Raw genomic sequence first — 14939 nt, 5'->3', positions numbered from 1 at the left:
CATCGCCGGCAGCGAGGGAGGCCACGTTGACTCCGAGCACCACGTCGCGGACGGTGACCGACGCCCGGCGCGCCGGCCGGGACTGGCGCGGCCAGGTGCCGCGGGGCTTCGCCACCCTGCTCTGGGTGGTCGCGGTGGTCTGCGCGCTCGCCGCGTTGAGCAGCGCCTTCCGCACCGGCATCCAGCCCGTCCGCACCGCCATCGACGCCCTGCTGGTGCCCGCGCCGGCCAACCTGGCGTACGCGGTCTTCCTCGGCACCCTGGCCTCGGCGGTGCTGCGCCGCAAGCGGCTCGCGTACTGGGTGCTGGTCGTGTACTTCAGCCTCACCCTGACGTTCAGCCTGGTGGCCGGGGGGCTGCTGCTGACCGTGGGCAGCAACGACCTCACCGACGACGCCGGTGAGCGGATCTTCGGCGCCCTGGAGACGGTCGGGGTGTGGGTCGGCTTGGGCTTCGCCGCCGGCGCGCTGGCCCTGCTGATCGCCGCCCGGCGGGAGTTCTACGCCAAGGTGCGCAGCGGCAGCGTCTGGCGGGCCCTCGGCGTCCTCCTCGGCCTGGCGGCGGTCTCCGTCGGGCTCGGCTACCTGCTGCTCCTGGTCGAGCCGGGCAGCCTGCACACCTGGTCGGACCGGCTCGGGTACGCGGTCGAGAAGGTCTTCGGTGGCGCGATCATGGTCGACGTGACCCGGAAGGGTCAGGCCCCCGGCTGGGTCAACCTGCTGCTCGGCGGGTTCGGCGCGATCGCCTTCGTCGCCGGCCTGTTCACCCTGGTCCGCTCGCAGCGGGCGAACGCGGTGCTACACCCCGACGCGGAGGAGCGGATCCGCGAGCTGCTCGCCCGGTACGGCGAGCGGGACTCGCTCGGCTACTTCGCCACCCGGCGGGACAAGGCGGCCCTCTTCTCGCCGAGCGGGAAGGCGGCGATCACCTACCGGGTGGTCAACGGGGTCAGCCTGGCCAGCGGCGACCCGATCGGTGATCCGGAGGCGTGGGGCCCGGTCATCGCCGGGTGGCTCGGTCAGGCCCGCGAGTACGCCTGGACCCCGGCGGTGATCGGCGCCAGCGAGGCCGGGGCGCGGGCCTACCAGCGGCACGGGCTCAAGGTGCTGCAGTTGGGCGACGAGGCGATTCTGCTGACCCGCGACTTCGACCTCGACGGCCGCGACATGCGCCCGGTCCGACAGGCGGTGCACCGGGTGGAGCGGGCCGGCTACACCGCCCAGGTACGCCGGCACGCGGAGATCCCCCCGGAGGAGCTGGCCGGCCTGGCCGACCTGGCCACCACCTGGCGGGACACCGAGCACGAGCGGGGCTTCTCGATGGCGCTGGGCCGGCTCGGCGACCCGGCGGACGGCGAGTGCGTGCTGGTGGAGGCCCGGGACGGCGAGGGCCGGGTACGGGCGTTGCTGTCGCTGAGCCCGTGGGGCGCGCACGGGCTGTCGCTGGACCTGATGCGCCGGGACCGCACCGCCGAGAACGGGGTCATCGAGTTCATGGTGGTGTCGCTGCTGACGGCGGGCCCCCGTCTCGGCGTCGAGCGGGTGTCGCTGAACTTCGCGGCGTTCCGTTCGGCGTTCGAGCAGGGCGCCCGGATCGGCGCCGGCCCGGTCATCCAGCTCTGGCGGCACACGCTGCTCTTCTTCTCCCGCTGGTGGCAGCTGGAGTCGCTCTACCAGTCGAACGCCAAGTACCAGCCGCACTGGACGCCCCGCTACCTCTGCTTCGGGGAGCGCCGGGAACTGGCCCGGGTCGGCCTCGCCGCGGCGGCCGCCGAGGGCTTCCTCGCCCTGCCCGGCGGCCGGCCCACCCCGCTGTACGGGGTGCCGCCGGCCGGCGGCGCCGTCCGCTTCGTGCCGCCGTCCGCCGCGACGGTCCGGGCCGTCCCGCCGGAGCCGGCCCCGGCGCACCGGCCCGAGCAGGTCCGGGTACGCGTGGCGAAGCTCGACCGGCTGCGCGCCGAGGGGGTCGACCCGTACCCGGTGGGCTATCCCCGCACGGAGCGCTGCGCCGCGGTGCGGGAGCGGCACGCCGGGCTGGCCCCGGACACCGGGACCGGCGAGACCGTGGCGGTGGCCGGCCGGGTGATGCTGGTGCGGGACCACGGCGGGGTGCTCTTCGCCACCGTTCGGGACGGCAGCGGCGACCTCCAGCTCATGCTCGAACGCGACCTGGACCGGTGGCGGGGCGCCGTCGACATCGGCGACCACGTCGGGGCCACCGGCGAGATGTACGCCACCCGGCACGGCGAGGTGTCGGTGCGGGTCGCCGACTGGCGGCTCACCGCCAAGTGCCTGCGTCCGCTGCCGGACAAGCACCACGGGCTGGCCGACCCGGAGGCCCGGGTCCGGCAGCGCTACCTGGACCTCGCCATCAACCCCGACGCGCGGGAGCTGCTGCGGGCCCGGGGCACGGTCCTGCACAGCCTGCGTGCCGCGCTGGTCGGGCGGGGCTTCCTGGAGGTGGAGACGCCGATCCTCCAGCGGGTGCACGGCGGGGCCAACGCCCGCCCGTTTGTCACCCACAGCAACGCGTACGACCTGCGGCTGAGCCTGCGGATCGCGCCCGAGCTGTATCTGAAGCGGCTCGCCGTGGGCGGCGTCGAGCGGGTGTACGAGCTGGGCCGGGCGTTCCGCAACGAGGGCGTCGACCACAGCCACAACCCGGAGTTCACCGTGCTGGAGGCGTACCAGGCGTACGCCGACTACCACGTGATGCGCGAGCTGGCCCGGGAGCTGATCGTGGCGGCGGCGGTGGCGGTGCACGGCGCCCCGGTGGTCCGCCGCCCCGGCAGCGGAGAACTGGTGGACGTGGGCGGCGAGTGGCCGGTGCGCACGGTCGACGAGGCGATCTCCGCCGCGCTGGGCGAGGAGGTCACCGCCGACACCGACCTGGCCGCATTGCGCAAGCTCTGCGACTCCGCCGGGGTGTCGTACGACCCGCGCTGGGGGCGCGGCGCGGTGCTGCTGGAGCTCTACGAGCGGCTGGTCGAGGCGCGCACCGAGCTGCCCACGTTCTACCTGGACTTCCCGACCGACGTGTCGCCGCTGACCCGGCAGCATCGGCACGACCCGCGGCTGGCCGAACGGTGGGACCTGGTGGCGTTCGGGCTGGAGCTGGGTACGGCGTACACCGAGCTGGTCGACCCGACCGAGCAGCGGCGCCGGCTCACCGAGCAGTCGCTGAAGGCGGCCGGCGGCGACCCGGAGGCGATGGAGCTGGACGAGGACTTCCTCACCGCGCTGGAGTACGCCATGCCACCCACCGGCGGCCTCGGCCTCGGCGTGGACCGGCTGGTGATGCTGCTGACCGGCCGGTCGATCCGGGAGACCCTGCCCTTCCCCCTGGTCCGCGAGGGCTCCTGATCGGGCGGGTAGCGCCAGGTCGCCGATCTGGCGGGGTCGCGCCCAGTGGGATGTCGCCACATCGCCGACCTGCCAGTGCGACCCGGGCGACTCAGCCGGGGGCGTGACAGCGGGTTCTAGCCTGATCGGCGTGCCGGGGATTCTGGTGGCGGTGACGGGGACGTGGGCGTACGCCCTCGCCCAGCTCACCGTGCTCGCGGACCGACCGGTGGAGCTGCTCGCCGGCGCGGCGCTGGCCGCCGCGCTGCTGCTGGCCACGCTGCTCGCGCTGCGGGTGCGGGCGCTGCCCGACCCGCCCGGCGGGCGACACGCGACCGCGCTGCGGGCCCGGGCCCGCGGTCGCCGGGTGCCCCGCCAGGCCGACCCGGACGCCGCCGGCCGGCCGCGTCCCCGCGCACCCGGCCTGCGCCCCTCGGCCGCGTAGCGTCCCGCCATCCCCGGCTGCGCCGGGCCCGGGCGAGTGATCGCGCGGCCGATTCCGTCGTCATCCGTCGCGCCGGGACGCGTCGTCCCGTCGGGACATCCGGGTATCGGACCGAGGGGTTCCCCATGCTCGCCTTCGCACCACTGCACACCGCAGCGTCCGCCGCCGCCGCCGTCGTCACCTGGCTCGCCGACACGCTGGTCCCGCTGACCGGCGGAGCCGCCATGGCCGCCGCGATCGTCCTGTTCACGATCGGGGTCCGGCTGCTGATCTGGCCGCTCACCGTGGCGCAGGTCCGCGGGGAGCGGCGCCGCGCGGCGCTCGCTCCCGAGGTCCGCGACCTCCAGCGGCGGTACGCCGACGACCCCGCCCGCCTGCAGAGCGAACTCTTCGCGCTCTACCGGCGGGCCGGGGCCAGCCCGGTCGCGGGCTGCCTCCCGGCGCTGTTGCAGGCGCCGTTCTTCCTGGTCATGTACCGCCTCTTCGCCACCGGCGACGGGACCGGCGGCCTGCTCGACGAGCGGCTGGCCGGCGTACCGCTGGGCTGGCACCTCGGCGACGGGCTCTCCGGTCCGGTGCTGGCGGTCTTCGGGGTGCTGCTGGCGGCGCTGCTCGCGCTGGCCTGGTGGTCCTCGCGGCGGGCCCGGCGGGCGGCCGCGGCCACCGGTACGCCCACCGCGGGCCCGGGCGGCGCGCTGCTGGGCCGGTTGGTGCCGTTGCTGCCGTACACGACGCTGCTGGTGGCGCTCGTGGTGCCGCTGGCGGCGGTGCTCTATCTGGTCATCAGCACCGGCTGGACCGCCCTGGAGCAGGCCGTACTGCGCCGACCGCAGCCGGAAGGCATCGACATGCATTGACAAATGCGGGGGCGGGCGCGTAGAAATCGCCCTCAGAGAGCGCTCTCTCGCACCCGTCCCCGCAGAGAGGCACCCCGATGAATCCTGTCCCGGCGGCGTCCGCCGCCCCCTCCGCCGTGCGCCCGTCGCGCCGGCGGCTCGCCCTCACGGCGGCCGTGCTCGCCACCACCACCGCGCTGGCCGCCGTCTCGCTGACCGCCCAAGCCGCCGTCCCGCCGCCCCCGTCCGGCTGGAGTCTGGTGTGGAGCGACGACTTCACCGGCGCGGCCGGCACCCTGCCCTCGTCCGCCAACTGGATCATCGACACCGGCACCAGCTACCCGGGCGGCCCGGCCAACTGGGGCACCGGCGAGATCCAGACGTACACCTCCAGCACCGCCAACCTCAGCCAGGACGGCGCCGGCAACCTGCGGATCACCCCGCTCAAGGACGGCGCCGGCCGGTGGACCTCGGCCCGGATCGAGACGGTCCGGACCGACTTCAAGCCACCGGCCGGGGGAGTCCTCGCCCTGGAGGGTCGGATCCAGATGCCGAACGTCGCCGGCGCCCAGGCAGAGGGCTACTGGCCGGCGTTCTGGGCGCTCGGCTCGCCCTACCGGGGCAACTACCAGAACTGGCCGGGCATCGGCGAGTTCGACGTGATGGAGAACGTCAACGGGATCAACTCGGTCTGGGGGGTTCTGCACTGCGGCGTCGCCCCCGGCGGGCCGTGCAACGAGTTCAACGGCATCGGCAACTCCCGGGCCTGCCCGGGCAGCACCTGCCAGTCGGCGTTCCACACCTACCGCTTCGAGTGGGACGCCTCGGTCAGCCCCCAGCAGCTCCGCTGGTACGTCGACGGCCAGCTCTTCCACACCGTCAGCCAGACGCAGGTCGGTGAGCCGTACTGGGGGCAGATGACCAACCACGGCGGCTACTTCCTGCTGCTCAACGTGGCGATGGGCGGCGGCTTCCCGAACGGGGTGGCCGGCTACTCGACGCCGACCTCCGCCACGGTTTCCGGCCGGCCGATGCTGGTCGACTACGTGGCCGTCTACAGCCGGGGCGGCGGCAACCCGCCACCGACCACCCCGCCGCCGGGCGGCGCGGTGGACGCGTACTCGACCATCCAGGCCGAGGCGTTCAGCGCCCAGCACGGGGTGCAGGTGGAGGCGTGCGCCGAGGGCGGCCAGAACATCGGCTGGCTGAGCAACGGTGACTGGGTCCGCTACGACAACGTGGACTTCGGCGCCACCCCGCCGCGGGACTTCGTGGCCCGGGTCGCCTCTGGGGCGCCGGCCGGCGTGAGCGGGCTGGTCGAGGTCCGGGTGGACAGCCCGACCAGCGCGCCGATCGGCAGCTTCGCGATCGCCAACACCGGCGGCTGGCAGAGCTGGCGCTCGGTGCCGGGCAACGTCGGCGCGGTGACCGGCCGGCACACCGTCTACCTGACCTTCAGCAGCGGCCAGGGCACCGACTTCGTCAACGTCAACTGGTTCACCTTCCGCCGCTGACCGCAAGGAAGGGCTCCTTCTCGACGCCTCGCGCGGCGGAAGGGGCCCTTCCTGACGCTCAGGTCCCCTCTGGACAGAAACAGTTAACACTCTTAATAATGGGCGCAGACGTCGACGGTCATGGATACCCTCCACGCCGGTCCGCGCAGGCCGGCGCCCCCCACCACAACGGTCCCTGGAGGACGCCGTGAGACTCCGTTCCGCCCGGGTGGCGACGTTCGCCGCCGCGTTCGCCGCCGCCCTGATCGCGACCACCGTCGTGGCCGCGCCACCCGCCTCCGCCGCCACCGCCACCTTCGTCCGCGTCACCAGCTGGGACACCGGGTACGAGGCGAAGTTCACCGTCACCAACGACAGTCCGGCCAGCATCTCCTCGTGGAACGTCCAATTCGATCTGCCCGCCGGCAGCACCGTCGGCGCGTTCTGGGACGCCCTGCTGACCACCTCCGGCCAGCACGTCACCGCGGTCAACCAGTCCTGGAACGGCACCCTCGCCCCGGGCGCCAGCACCACCTTCGGCTTCAACGTCAACGGCACCGGCAACCCGACCAACTGCACCGTCAACGGCGGCCCATGCACCGGCGGCGGGACCCCGGGGACCCCGGCCACCCCGGGTGGCCTGCGGGTCACCGGCACCACCAACACGTCGGTCTCGCTCGCCTGGAACGCCGTCTCCGGCACGGTCACCGGCTACCGGGTGTACGAGGGCACCAGCGTGAAGGCCACCGTCACCGGCGCCTCGGCCACCGTCTCCGGCCTGGCCGCCTGCTCGGCGCACAGCTACACGGTGACCGCGTACAACGCCAACGGGGAGTCGGCGAAGTCGGCGGCCGTGTCGGCCAGCACCACCGGGTGCACCGGCGGGGGCGGCGCGATGGCCGCCGCGCCCTACCTCTACCCGGGCTGGGGTGACCCGCCCGCGCCGTCCACCGTCATGGGCGCGACCGGGATCAAGTGGTTCACCATCGCGTTCGTGCTCTCCAGCGGCGGCTGCACGCCGGCCTGGGACGGCAGCGGCCCGCTCACCGGCGGCGCGCACGCGAACACCATCGCCGCGATCCGGGCGGCCGGCGGTGACGTCATCCCGTCCTTCGGCGGCTGGAGCGGCAACAAGCTCGGCCCGAACTGCTCCTCGGCCAGCGCGCTGGCCGGCGCCTACCAGCAGGTCATCAACGCGTACGGGCTGAAGGCCATCGACATCGACATCGAGAACAGCGACGAGTTCGAGAACGAGGTGGTGCAGGACCGGATCCTCGGCGCCCTCAAGATCGTCAAGCAGAACAACCCCGGCATCAGGACGATCGTCACCTTCGGCACCACGACCTCCGGGCCGTCCTGGTGGGGCACCCGCCTGATCAACCAGGCCGCCGCGCTCGGCGCCAACATCGACACGTTCACGATCATGCCGTTCGACTTCGGCGGCGGGGCGAACATGTACCAGAGCACGGTCAACGCGGCCGAGGGGCTGAAGGGCGCGCTGAAGGCGGCGTTCGGCTGGTCCGACGCCACCGCGTACGCCCACATGGGGATCTCCGGCATGAACGGCCTCTCCGACCAGCAGGAGTTGACCTCCCCGGCCACCTGGACCCAGATCCGGGACTGGGCCAAGGCCCGCGGGCTGTCCCGGTTCACCTTCTGGTCGGTGAACCGGGACCGGGCCTGCCCGGGCGGGGGCGTCGTCTCCAACTGCTCCGGCATCGCCCAGAACACCTGGGAGTTCACCTCGATCACCGCGAGGTACTGAGCGGCGTCGCGGTCAGCGGCCGGCGGTCACCGACTGCCGGCCGCGCCGGGCGCGACGGCGACGGATCTTCTTCGTCGCCCAGCCCGCGATCATGAGGCCGAACACCGCGAAGATCGCGTAGTTGAACCAGTCGCTGTACCGGTCGACCTGCTGCCAGCGGGAGCCGAGGGCGAAACCGAGCCCGACGATCAACGTGTTCCACACCCCGCTGCCCAGCGTGGTGAGCAGCAGGAACTCGCCCAGCGGCAGCCGGTTGGCGCCGGCCGGGACGGACACCAGGCTGCGCACCACCGGCACCAACCGGCCGACCAGCACCGCCCACCTGCCGTACCGCTCGAACCAGCGGTCGGCCTTCTCCAGGTCGTCCCGGTCCACCAGCGGGATGTGGTCCAGCCAGCGCTTCAGCCGTTCCTCGCCGAGCGCCGCACCGAGCCAGTACAGCACCACCGCGCCGAGCAGCGACCCGGCCGTCGCGGCGAGCACGATCAGCACCACGTTGAACCGGCCCTCGGCACAGAGGTAACCCGCCATCGCCAGCACGATCTCGCTCGGGATCGGCGGGACGACGTTCTCCAGGGCGACCAGCAGCGCCACCCCGAGCGCGCCCAGCGAGTCGATGACGGCCGCCACCCACCCGGTCAGCCCGGTGAACTGGTTCGGGTCGACGCTCTGGGCGAGGGCCATGGCCGTCCTTCCGCGCGGGGGATCCGAGGGTGGTACCCCGGCCCCGCGCCGTCACACCTGGCGGTGACCGGCCCCACCGCCCAGCGCGCTCAGCCCGCCGGGTGCAGGGCGGCGTCCGCCGGGCCCCGCCGCCACCCGGTGAAGCGGACCACCAGCCCGGCCCGGCTGGGCGAGCAGCAGTACGGACCGGCCGACGCTTCGGCCGCCGGGTCCAGCGGGGCCACCCGGACCAGCCGCCACGGCTCCCGCGCCACCCGCGCCCGTACGGTCAGCGCGTCGCCGGCCCGGCTGACCCGGACGGTCACCTCCCGCCCCGACCACTCCGGCACCGGGGCCACGGACCAGTCCGACCGTTCGTCGGTGACCACCGCCCCGACCTGCGGCTGGCCGTCGCTGACCTCCACCCCCGCCTTGGTCCACCGCCGCTCGTCCACCCGGACCAGCAACCCCGCCTGGTCGAACTGCGCGGCGTAGTCGAGCCGGAAGCCCACCTCGACAGCACTGTCCACCGGGAACGGTGCGAGCAGCGCCGACCCGTCGTCGTGCACGAAGCCGTAGCTGGTCCGTCGCCAGAAGTCGCTGCCCGCACGCGGCTCGACCAGCAGCCCGTCGGCGGTCTCCTCGGCCCGCTCGGGCGGATTCAGCCAGGTGCCGGCGGACCAGTCGACGGGGTGGGTGTCGGCGCTCATGCCGGCACGGTACCGGCGGGGCGAGCCGGGCAGGACCCGGGTTTGCCGGACGGGCGGAGCGGAGAAGTAATCCGGACATGGGCGACAGGTGGTATCAGGAGGCGGTCGTCTACTGCCTCGACATCGACACGTTCGCGGACTCCAACGGCGACGGGGTGGGCGACATCCGGGGCCTCATCGGCCGCCTCGACTACCTGGCTCGGCTCGGCGTGACCTGCCTCTGGCTGCATCCGATCCACCCGTCCCCGCGCCGCGACGGCGGGTACGACGTCACCGACTTCTACAACGTGGACCCGCGCCTGGGCAGCCTGGGCGACTTCGCCGAGCTGCTGCACCAGGCGAGGAACCGGGGGATCCACGTGGTCATCGACCTGGTGGTCAACCACACCTCTGACGAGCATCCCTGGTTCCAGTCCGCCCGCTCCTCGCCCGACTCGCCGTACCGGGACTGGTACGTCTGGTCCGCCGAGGAGCCGCCGGACCGGCACCAGGGCATGGTCTTCCCCGGCGAGCAGAACGAGACGTGGAGCTACGACCGGACCGCCAAGGCGTGGTACTACCACCGGTTCTACAAGTTCCAGCCGGACCTCAACATCGCCAACCCCGAGGTCCGTGCCGAGATCAAGAAGATCGTGTCGTTCTGGCTCCAGCTCGGCGTCTCCGGGTTCCGGATGGACGCCGTCCCGTTCATCATCGAGCTGACCGAGCCCGGCGATCCGGATTCACCGAAGGACATGGACTTCCTCACCGAGCTGCGCCAGCACGTGCAGTGGCGACGGGGGGACGCGATCCTGCTGGCCGAGGCGAACGTCGAGCCCGACCAGCTCCCGACGTACTTCGGCGACAGCGGCGGCTCGGCCAACCGGATCCACATGCTCTTCGACTTCATGCTCAACGGGCGGCTGATGCTCGCCCTGGCCCGGCAGGACCCGGAGCCGGTGATCGAGGCGCTGCGGGACACCCCGGCGCTGCCCGAGGGCGGGCAGTGGGCGACCTTCCTGCGCAACCACGACGAGATCGACCTGTCGCGGCTCACCGCCGAGCAGCGCAACCAGGTGTACGAGCAGTTCGGCCCCGACGAGGACATGCGCCTCTACGGCCGGGGCATCCGCCGCCGTCTCGCCCCGATGCTCGACAACGACCGCCGGCGCATCGAGCTGGCGTACGCGCTCCAGTTCTCGCTGCGCGGCACGCCGGTACTGCGCTACGGCGAGGAGATCGGCATGGGCGAGGACCTGTCGCTGCCCGGCCGGGAGGCGATCCGTACCCCGATGCAGTGGTCGTACAAGGAGAACGGCGGCTTCTCCACGGCGGACCCGGAGAAGCTGGTCCGCCCGGTGGTGGACAGGGGGGAGTACGGCTACCAGCAGGTCAACGTGACGGCGCAGCGCAAGGACCCGAGGTCGCTGCTGGGCTGGTTCGAGCGGATGATCCGTACGCTCCGGGAGGCCCCGGAGATCGGCTCGGGCAGCACCACCCACATCGACGTGCCGATGCCACCCGGGGTGCTCGCGCACCGCGCCGACGGGCCGACCGGGACCATGGCCTTCCTGCACAACCTCGGCACCGAGGACGTCGAGGTCGACCTGAGCATGCTCGCCCCCGAGGCGGACCTGCCGATCGACGTGCTCACCGATCGCAACTACGAGGAGGTCGGCAAGCTGGACCGGCTCAAGCTCGCCGGCTACGGCTACCGGTGGATCCGGATCTGCCGGGGTAGGGGGCTGTGACGACGGGATTGGTCCCGCGTACCCCTGGGTTAAGCTCCTTCGATCGAGCCCAAGTTACCGGGAGGTAATCATGTCGGAGGAGCCCCGCGTCGCCATCGTGACCGGAGCCGCGCGCGGTATCGGCGCCGCCACCGCCCGCCGGCTGGCCGCCGACGGCATGGCCGTCGCCGTAGTCGACATCGAGGAGTCGGCGACCAAGGAGACCGTGGACGCCATCGCCGCGGGCGGCGGCCGGGCGCTCGGGGTCGGCGCCGACGTCTCCGACCGGGCCCAGGTGGAGGCCGCCGTCGAGCGGGTCGCGGCCGAGCTGGGTGCGCCGACCGTGCTGGTCAACAACGCCGGGGTGCTCCGGGACAACCTGCTGTTCAAGATGACCGACGCCGACTGGGACACCGTGCTGAGCGTGCACCTGCGGGGCGCGTTCCTGTTCAGCCAGGCGGCCCAGCAGCACATGGTCGAGCGGAAGTGGGGCCGGATCGTCAACCTCTCCAGCACCTCCGCCCTGGGTAACCGGGGCCAGGCGAACTACGCCGCGGCCAAGGCGGGCCTGCAGGGCTTCACCAAGACCCTGGCCATCGAGCTGGGCCCGTTCGGCGTGACCGTCAACGCGGTCGCGCCCGGCTTCATCGTCACCGACATGACCGCGGCCACCGCGGCCCGGATGAAGGTCGACTTCGCCGCGCTCCAGCAGCACGCCGCCGCCGAGATCCCGGTCCGCCGCACCGGCCGGCCCGAGGACGTCGCGCACACCATCTCGTTCCTGGTCAGCGAGGGCGCGTCCTTCGTCTCCGGCCAGGTCATCTACGTCGCCGGCGGCCCCAAGGACTGACCCCCGACGCGTCCCGCCCGAGCCCGGGGCGGGACGCGTCAGGACGCGTCGTGACGGGTGCGCCAGAGCCAGTAGAGGCCGAGCATCGGCAGGACCAGCGGGATGTAGCCGTAACCGCTGCCGAACCCCGACCAGACCGTCTCGTCGGGAAAGAGCGCCCGGTCGGCCAGGCTGAGGATGCCGACCGCGACCACCCCGACCAGCTCCACCGAGCAGCAGGCCAGCGCGACCCGGCGGCCGGCGTGCCCGGCCCGGGCCAGCCCGACCGCCGCCACGATGTAGATCAGCGCGGCCGCCGCGGAGAGCAGGTACGCCACCGGCGCCTCGTCGAACTTGGTGGCGATCTGCAGGCCGGCCCGCGAGGTCGCGGCGATGGCGAAGAGGATGTAGACGGCGATCAGCAGCCGGCCCGGGCCCCGGTTGGTGGTGCGCTCGGGCGCTCGGGTCTCAGCCACCGACGACCTCCCAGGTCTGCTGCAACCGGACCACCACGACCGGGGTGACCAGGCAGACCGCGCAGACGATCGCCGAGCCCCAGCGGGTCGGCTCCATCCGGGCCAGCACCCAGGCCAGCGGCGGCAGGCAGACCAGCGTCACCAGGTAACCGAAGAAGGCGCCCGGCTCGCCCGGCCGCTCGCCGCCACCGAGCGCCACCAGCGCCAGCACGGCGAGCGCGAGCAGCGCCACCTCCAACGCGGCCAGGCCGACGAACTGGAGCCGGTCCGGCGCCCGGTGGCGCAGCGCCGCCACCAGCGCCCAGAGCGCGAGTACGAGCGACAGCACGATCGCGGCCGTCGCGAGGATCCCGTCCACCGGCGAGCCGGCCGCCGCGGCGCTGGTCATCGACGCCCTCCCGGCGCAGTCCGATTCACCGACACAGACTACTAAGCGTCGTAGTAACCACCGTCGCCCGGCTCTCCCGTCCGGTCGAGGGCGCGTCGACCCGACCGGACGACTAGCGTGGATCACGGCCACCGGCGTACGCCGTGGCGGACGACGACGGCAGGGGGACCCGTGGTGCGGTTCGGCTTGTTCGGCACCGGTCACTGGGCGGCGGAGACACACGCCGCGGCCATCGAGGCGCACCCGCAGGCCGAGCTGGCCGGGGTCTGGGGCCGGGACCCGGCGAAGGTGGGGGCGCTCGCCGCTCGGCACGGCGTACCGGCCTTCGACGACGTGGACGCGCTGCTCGGCGCCTGCGACGCGATCGCCGTCGCGCTGCCGCCGGACATCCAGGCCGAGATCGCCGTCCGGGCCGCCACCGCCGGGCGGCACCTGCTGCTGGACAAGCCGCTGGCGCTGAGCCTCGCCGAGGCCGACCGGGTGGTCGCCGCCGCGCAGGCGTCCGGGGTGGCCTCCGTGGTCTTCTTCACCCAGCGGTTCCACCCGAACGTCACCGGCTTCCTCGCCTCGACCGCGGCGGCCGGCGGCTGGCAGCACGCCCGGGCCACCATGTTCGCGTACATCTACCAGCCCGGGAACCCGTACGGGAACTCGCAGTGGCGGCGCGACCGGGGCGCGCTGTGGGACATCGGCCCGCACGCGTTGTCGCTGATCCTGCCGGTGCTCGGCCGGGTCACCCAGGTCGCTGCGATGGACGGCCCGAGCGGCCTGGTGCACCTGCTGCTCACCCACGACGGCGGCGCCACCAGCAGCCTCTCGCTCACCCTGGAGGCGCCGGCCGAGGCGGTCACCCGGGATTTCGTCTTCTTCGGCGAGAACGGCACCGAGACCGTCCCACCCGGCGACGGGAGCGCGCTCCAGGCGTACGGCACGGCGATCGACCAGCTGCTGGAGGAGGTCGAGGCGGGCACCCGTGACCACCGGTGTGACGTCCGGTTCGGCCGGGAGGTGGTGGGGGTGCTCGACGCCGCCGAACGGGCCCGCGCCGAGGGCCGCACCGTCGACCTGCCCGCCTGACCGGGCCGGTCAACGCGCGGCGAAAACCGGTCGACGGGGAGGCTTCCCCTGGCTAGCCTCGCCGCATGGCGCACGCCCTGATCGACGTGGCCGGCACGCCGGCCGCCTGGGCCCCGTTGCTGGTGGCCCGCCCGCGGATCCGGCGTCCGGCCCCGGCCGGCCGGAACGCGACCCGCTGCTGACCGCCCGCCGGCGATCCGCCCCTTCGGGGGCCGCCGGCGGTGGCACCACACCCCACCGACCCGCCCCGCGCCGTGCCCCGGCGCGGTGAGCCGCCGGTCGGGTGGTGGGTGCTGACCGCGTACCGCCCGTGCCGTGGGCCGTCCGAGTCCCCATCCGCTCGGACAGGCCCGATCGCCGGCTGCCCGCCGGCCGCCTGTCCGTCCCGTCGCCGCTCGGCGACAGACAGGACGACGACGCCATGGCGCCCCACCGTACCGAACGCGACCGGTCCCGTCGCGTGCTCTCCCAGAACTTCCTCGCCGACCCGGCCGCCGTCGCGCGGATCGTCCGGGCGGCCCGACCCGACCCGGACGTCCTCCTCGTCGAGGTGGGCGCCGGCCGGGGCCGGCTGACCGTGCCGCTGGCCGCCCGGTGCCGGCGGCTGGTCGCGTACGAGATCGACCCGGTGGCCGCCGCGGACCTGGCGGCGGCCTGTGCCGGCCGGCCCGGGGTGGCGCTGCGCCGGGCCGACTTCCTGGCCGCCGCGCCGCCCACCGAGCCCTTCGACCTGGTCGGCAACATCCCGTGGTCGCTGACCGCCGCGGTGGTCCGCTGGTGCCTGGCCGCCGACCGGCTCCGCGCGGCCACCCTGCTCACCCAGCGGGAGTACGCCCGCCGGCGCACCGGCCACGGCGGCCGGTGGAGCCGGCTGACGATCCTGACCTGGCCCGAGTACGCCTGGCGGTCGGTCGGCACCGTGCCCCGGACGGCGTTCCGCCCGGTGCCCCGGGTCGACGCCGGCATCCTGCGGATCGAGCGGCGGCCGGAGCCGCTGCTGTCCCCCGCCGAGCTGCCGGCCTACCGGCGGCTGGTGGAGGCCGGCTTCGGCGGGGTGGGCGGGTCCCTGTCCGCCTCGCTGCGCCGGCACCAGCCGCGGGCCCGGGTGGACGCCGCGCTGCGCGCGCTCCGACTGCCGCCCGACACGCTGGTGGGCGAGGTCTGGCCGGAGCAGTGGCTCACCCTGTTCCGGCTGCTCCGGGTCTGA

General features: G+C 73.8%; 12 protein-coding genes and 1 pseudogene. 9 read left to right on the top strand and 4 right to left on the bottom strand.

What is annotated here, in order from left to right; all coding sequences use genetic code 11:
• Positions 1–26 precede the first annotated feature (26 nt).
• The 5 genes from lysX (at position 27) to FXF52_RS11575 (ending at position 7880) form a co-directional block, all read left to right on the top strand.
• Positions 27–3362: a bifunctional lysylphosphatidylglycerol synthetase/lysine--tRNA ligase LysX gene (lysX, locus tag FXF52_RS11595; RefSeq protein ID WP_255471859.1), complete on the top strand. Its 3336-nt coding sequence runs from the start codon at positions 27–29 to the stop codon at positions 3360–3362.
• Positions 3363–3492: 130 nt separating this feature from the next.
• The gene (locus FXF52_RS11590; protein WP_255471858.1) at positions 3493–3786 is read left to right on the top strand and encodes a DUF6412 domain-containing protein; all 294 of its coding nucleotides are present in this window, start codon (positions 3493–3495) and stop codon (positions 3784–3786) included.
• 125 nt (positions 3787–3911) lie between these two features.
• A complete protein-coding gene (locus tag FXF52_RS11585) occupies positions 3912–4643 on the top strand; it encodes a membrane protein insertase YidC (protein ID WP_148796319.1) in 732 nt (243 codons plus the stop codon).
• Positions 4644–4720: 77 nt separating this feature from the next.
• A complete protein-coding gene (locus tag FXF52_RS11580) occupies positions 4721–6136 on the top strand; it encodes a carbohydrate-binding protein (RefSeq protein WP_148796317.1) in 1416 nt (471 codons plus the stop codon).
• Between the two features lie 187 nt (positions 6137–6323).
• Positions 6324–7880 carry a cellulose binding domain-containing protein gene (locus FXF52_RS11575; RefSeq protein ID WP_148796315.1) on the top strand — a complete coding sequence of 519 codons (1557 nt, stop codon included), beginning with the start codon at positions 6324–6326 and terminating at the stop codon, positions 7878–7880.
• Between the two features lie 12 nt (positions 7881–7892).
• Here the strand turns inward: FXF52_RS11575 and FXF52_RS11570 are convergent, their stop codons facing one another.
• Positions 7893–8564, bottom strand: a complete 672-nt coding sequence (locus FXF52_RS11570; RefSeq protein WP_148796313.1) for a DedA family protein — start codon at positions 8562–8564, stop codon at positions 7893–7895.
• 89 nt (positions 8565–8653) lie between these two features.
• Positions 8654–9253, bottom strand: coding sequence for a DUF1349 domain-containing protein (locus tag FXF52_RS11565; protein WP_148796311.1), 600 nt, complete (start codon positions 9251–9253; stop codon positions 8654–8656).
• Between the two features lie 77 nt (positions 9254–9330).
• Between FXF52_RS11565 and FXF52_RS11560 the strand changes: the two genes are divergently transcribed.
• Complete coding sequence (locus tag FXF52_RS11560; protein WP_148796309.1) at positions 9331–10983, top strand: alpha-amylase family protein; 1653 nt, start codon at positions 9331–9333, stop codon at positions 10981–10983.
• Positions 10984–11053: 70 nt separating this feature from the next.
• Positions 11054–11812, top strand: coding sequence for a 3-oxoacyl-ACP reductase FabG (fabG, locus tag FXF52_RS11555; protein ID WP_148796307.1), 759 nt, complete (start codon positions 11054–11056; stop codon positions 11810–11812).
• Here fabG and FXF52_RS11550 read toward each other — a convergent pair.
• Positions 11785–12267: pseudogene (locus tag FXF52_RS11550) on the bottom strand (hypothetical protein). The gene fabG and the pseudogene FXF52_RS11550 overlap by 28 nt on opposite strands.
• Entirely contained in the window at positions 12260–12655 is a 396-nt protein-coding gene (locus tag FXF52_RS11545) for a hypothetical protein (RefSeq protein ID WP_148796303.1), read from the bottom strand. The pseudogene FXF52_RS11550 and the gene FXF52_RS11545 overlap by 8 nt, the downstream one beginning before the upstream one ends.
• Positions 12656–12829: 174 nt before the next feature.
• On the opposite strand from FXF52_RS11545, the gene FXF52_RS11540 reads away from it, so the two are divergent.
• Together FXF52_RS11540 and erm are read left to right on the top strand one after the other, a co-directional pair.
• Positions 12830–13732: a Gfo/Idh/MocA family protein gene (locus FXF52_RS11540; protein WP_148796301.1), complete on the top strand. Its 903-nt coding sequence runs from the start codon at positions 12830–12832 to the stop codon at positions 13730–13732.
• Between the two features lie 421 nt (positions 13733–14153).
• On the top strand, positions 14154–14939 hold the full coding sequence (erm, locus tag FXF52_RS11535; protein ID WP_148796299.1) for an ErmE/ErmH/ErmO/ErmR family 23S rRNA (adenine(2058)-N(6))-methyltransferase: 786 nt from the start codon (positions 14154–14156) through the stop codon (positions 14937–14939).

The sequence above is a fragment of the Micromonospora sp. MP36 genome (assembly GCF_008119785.1).
Classification (GTDB): domain Bacteria; phylum Actinomycetota; class Actinomycetes; order Mycobacteriales; family Micromonosporaceae; genus Micromonospora.
Note: the sequence above shows the minus strand (reverse complement) of the source record. Positions and strands in the feature narration are given on the sequence as shown.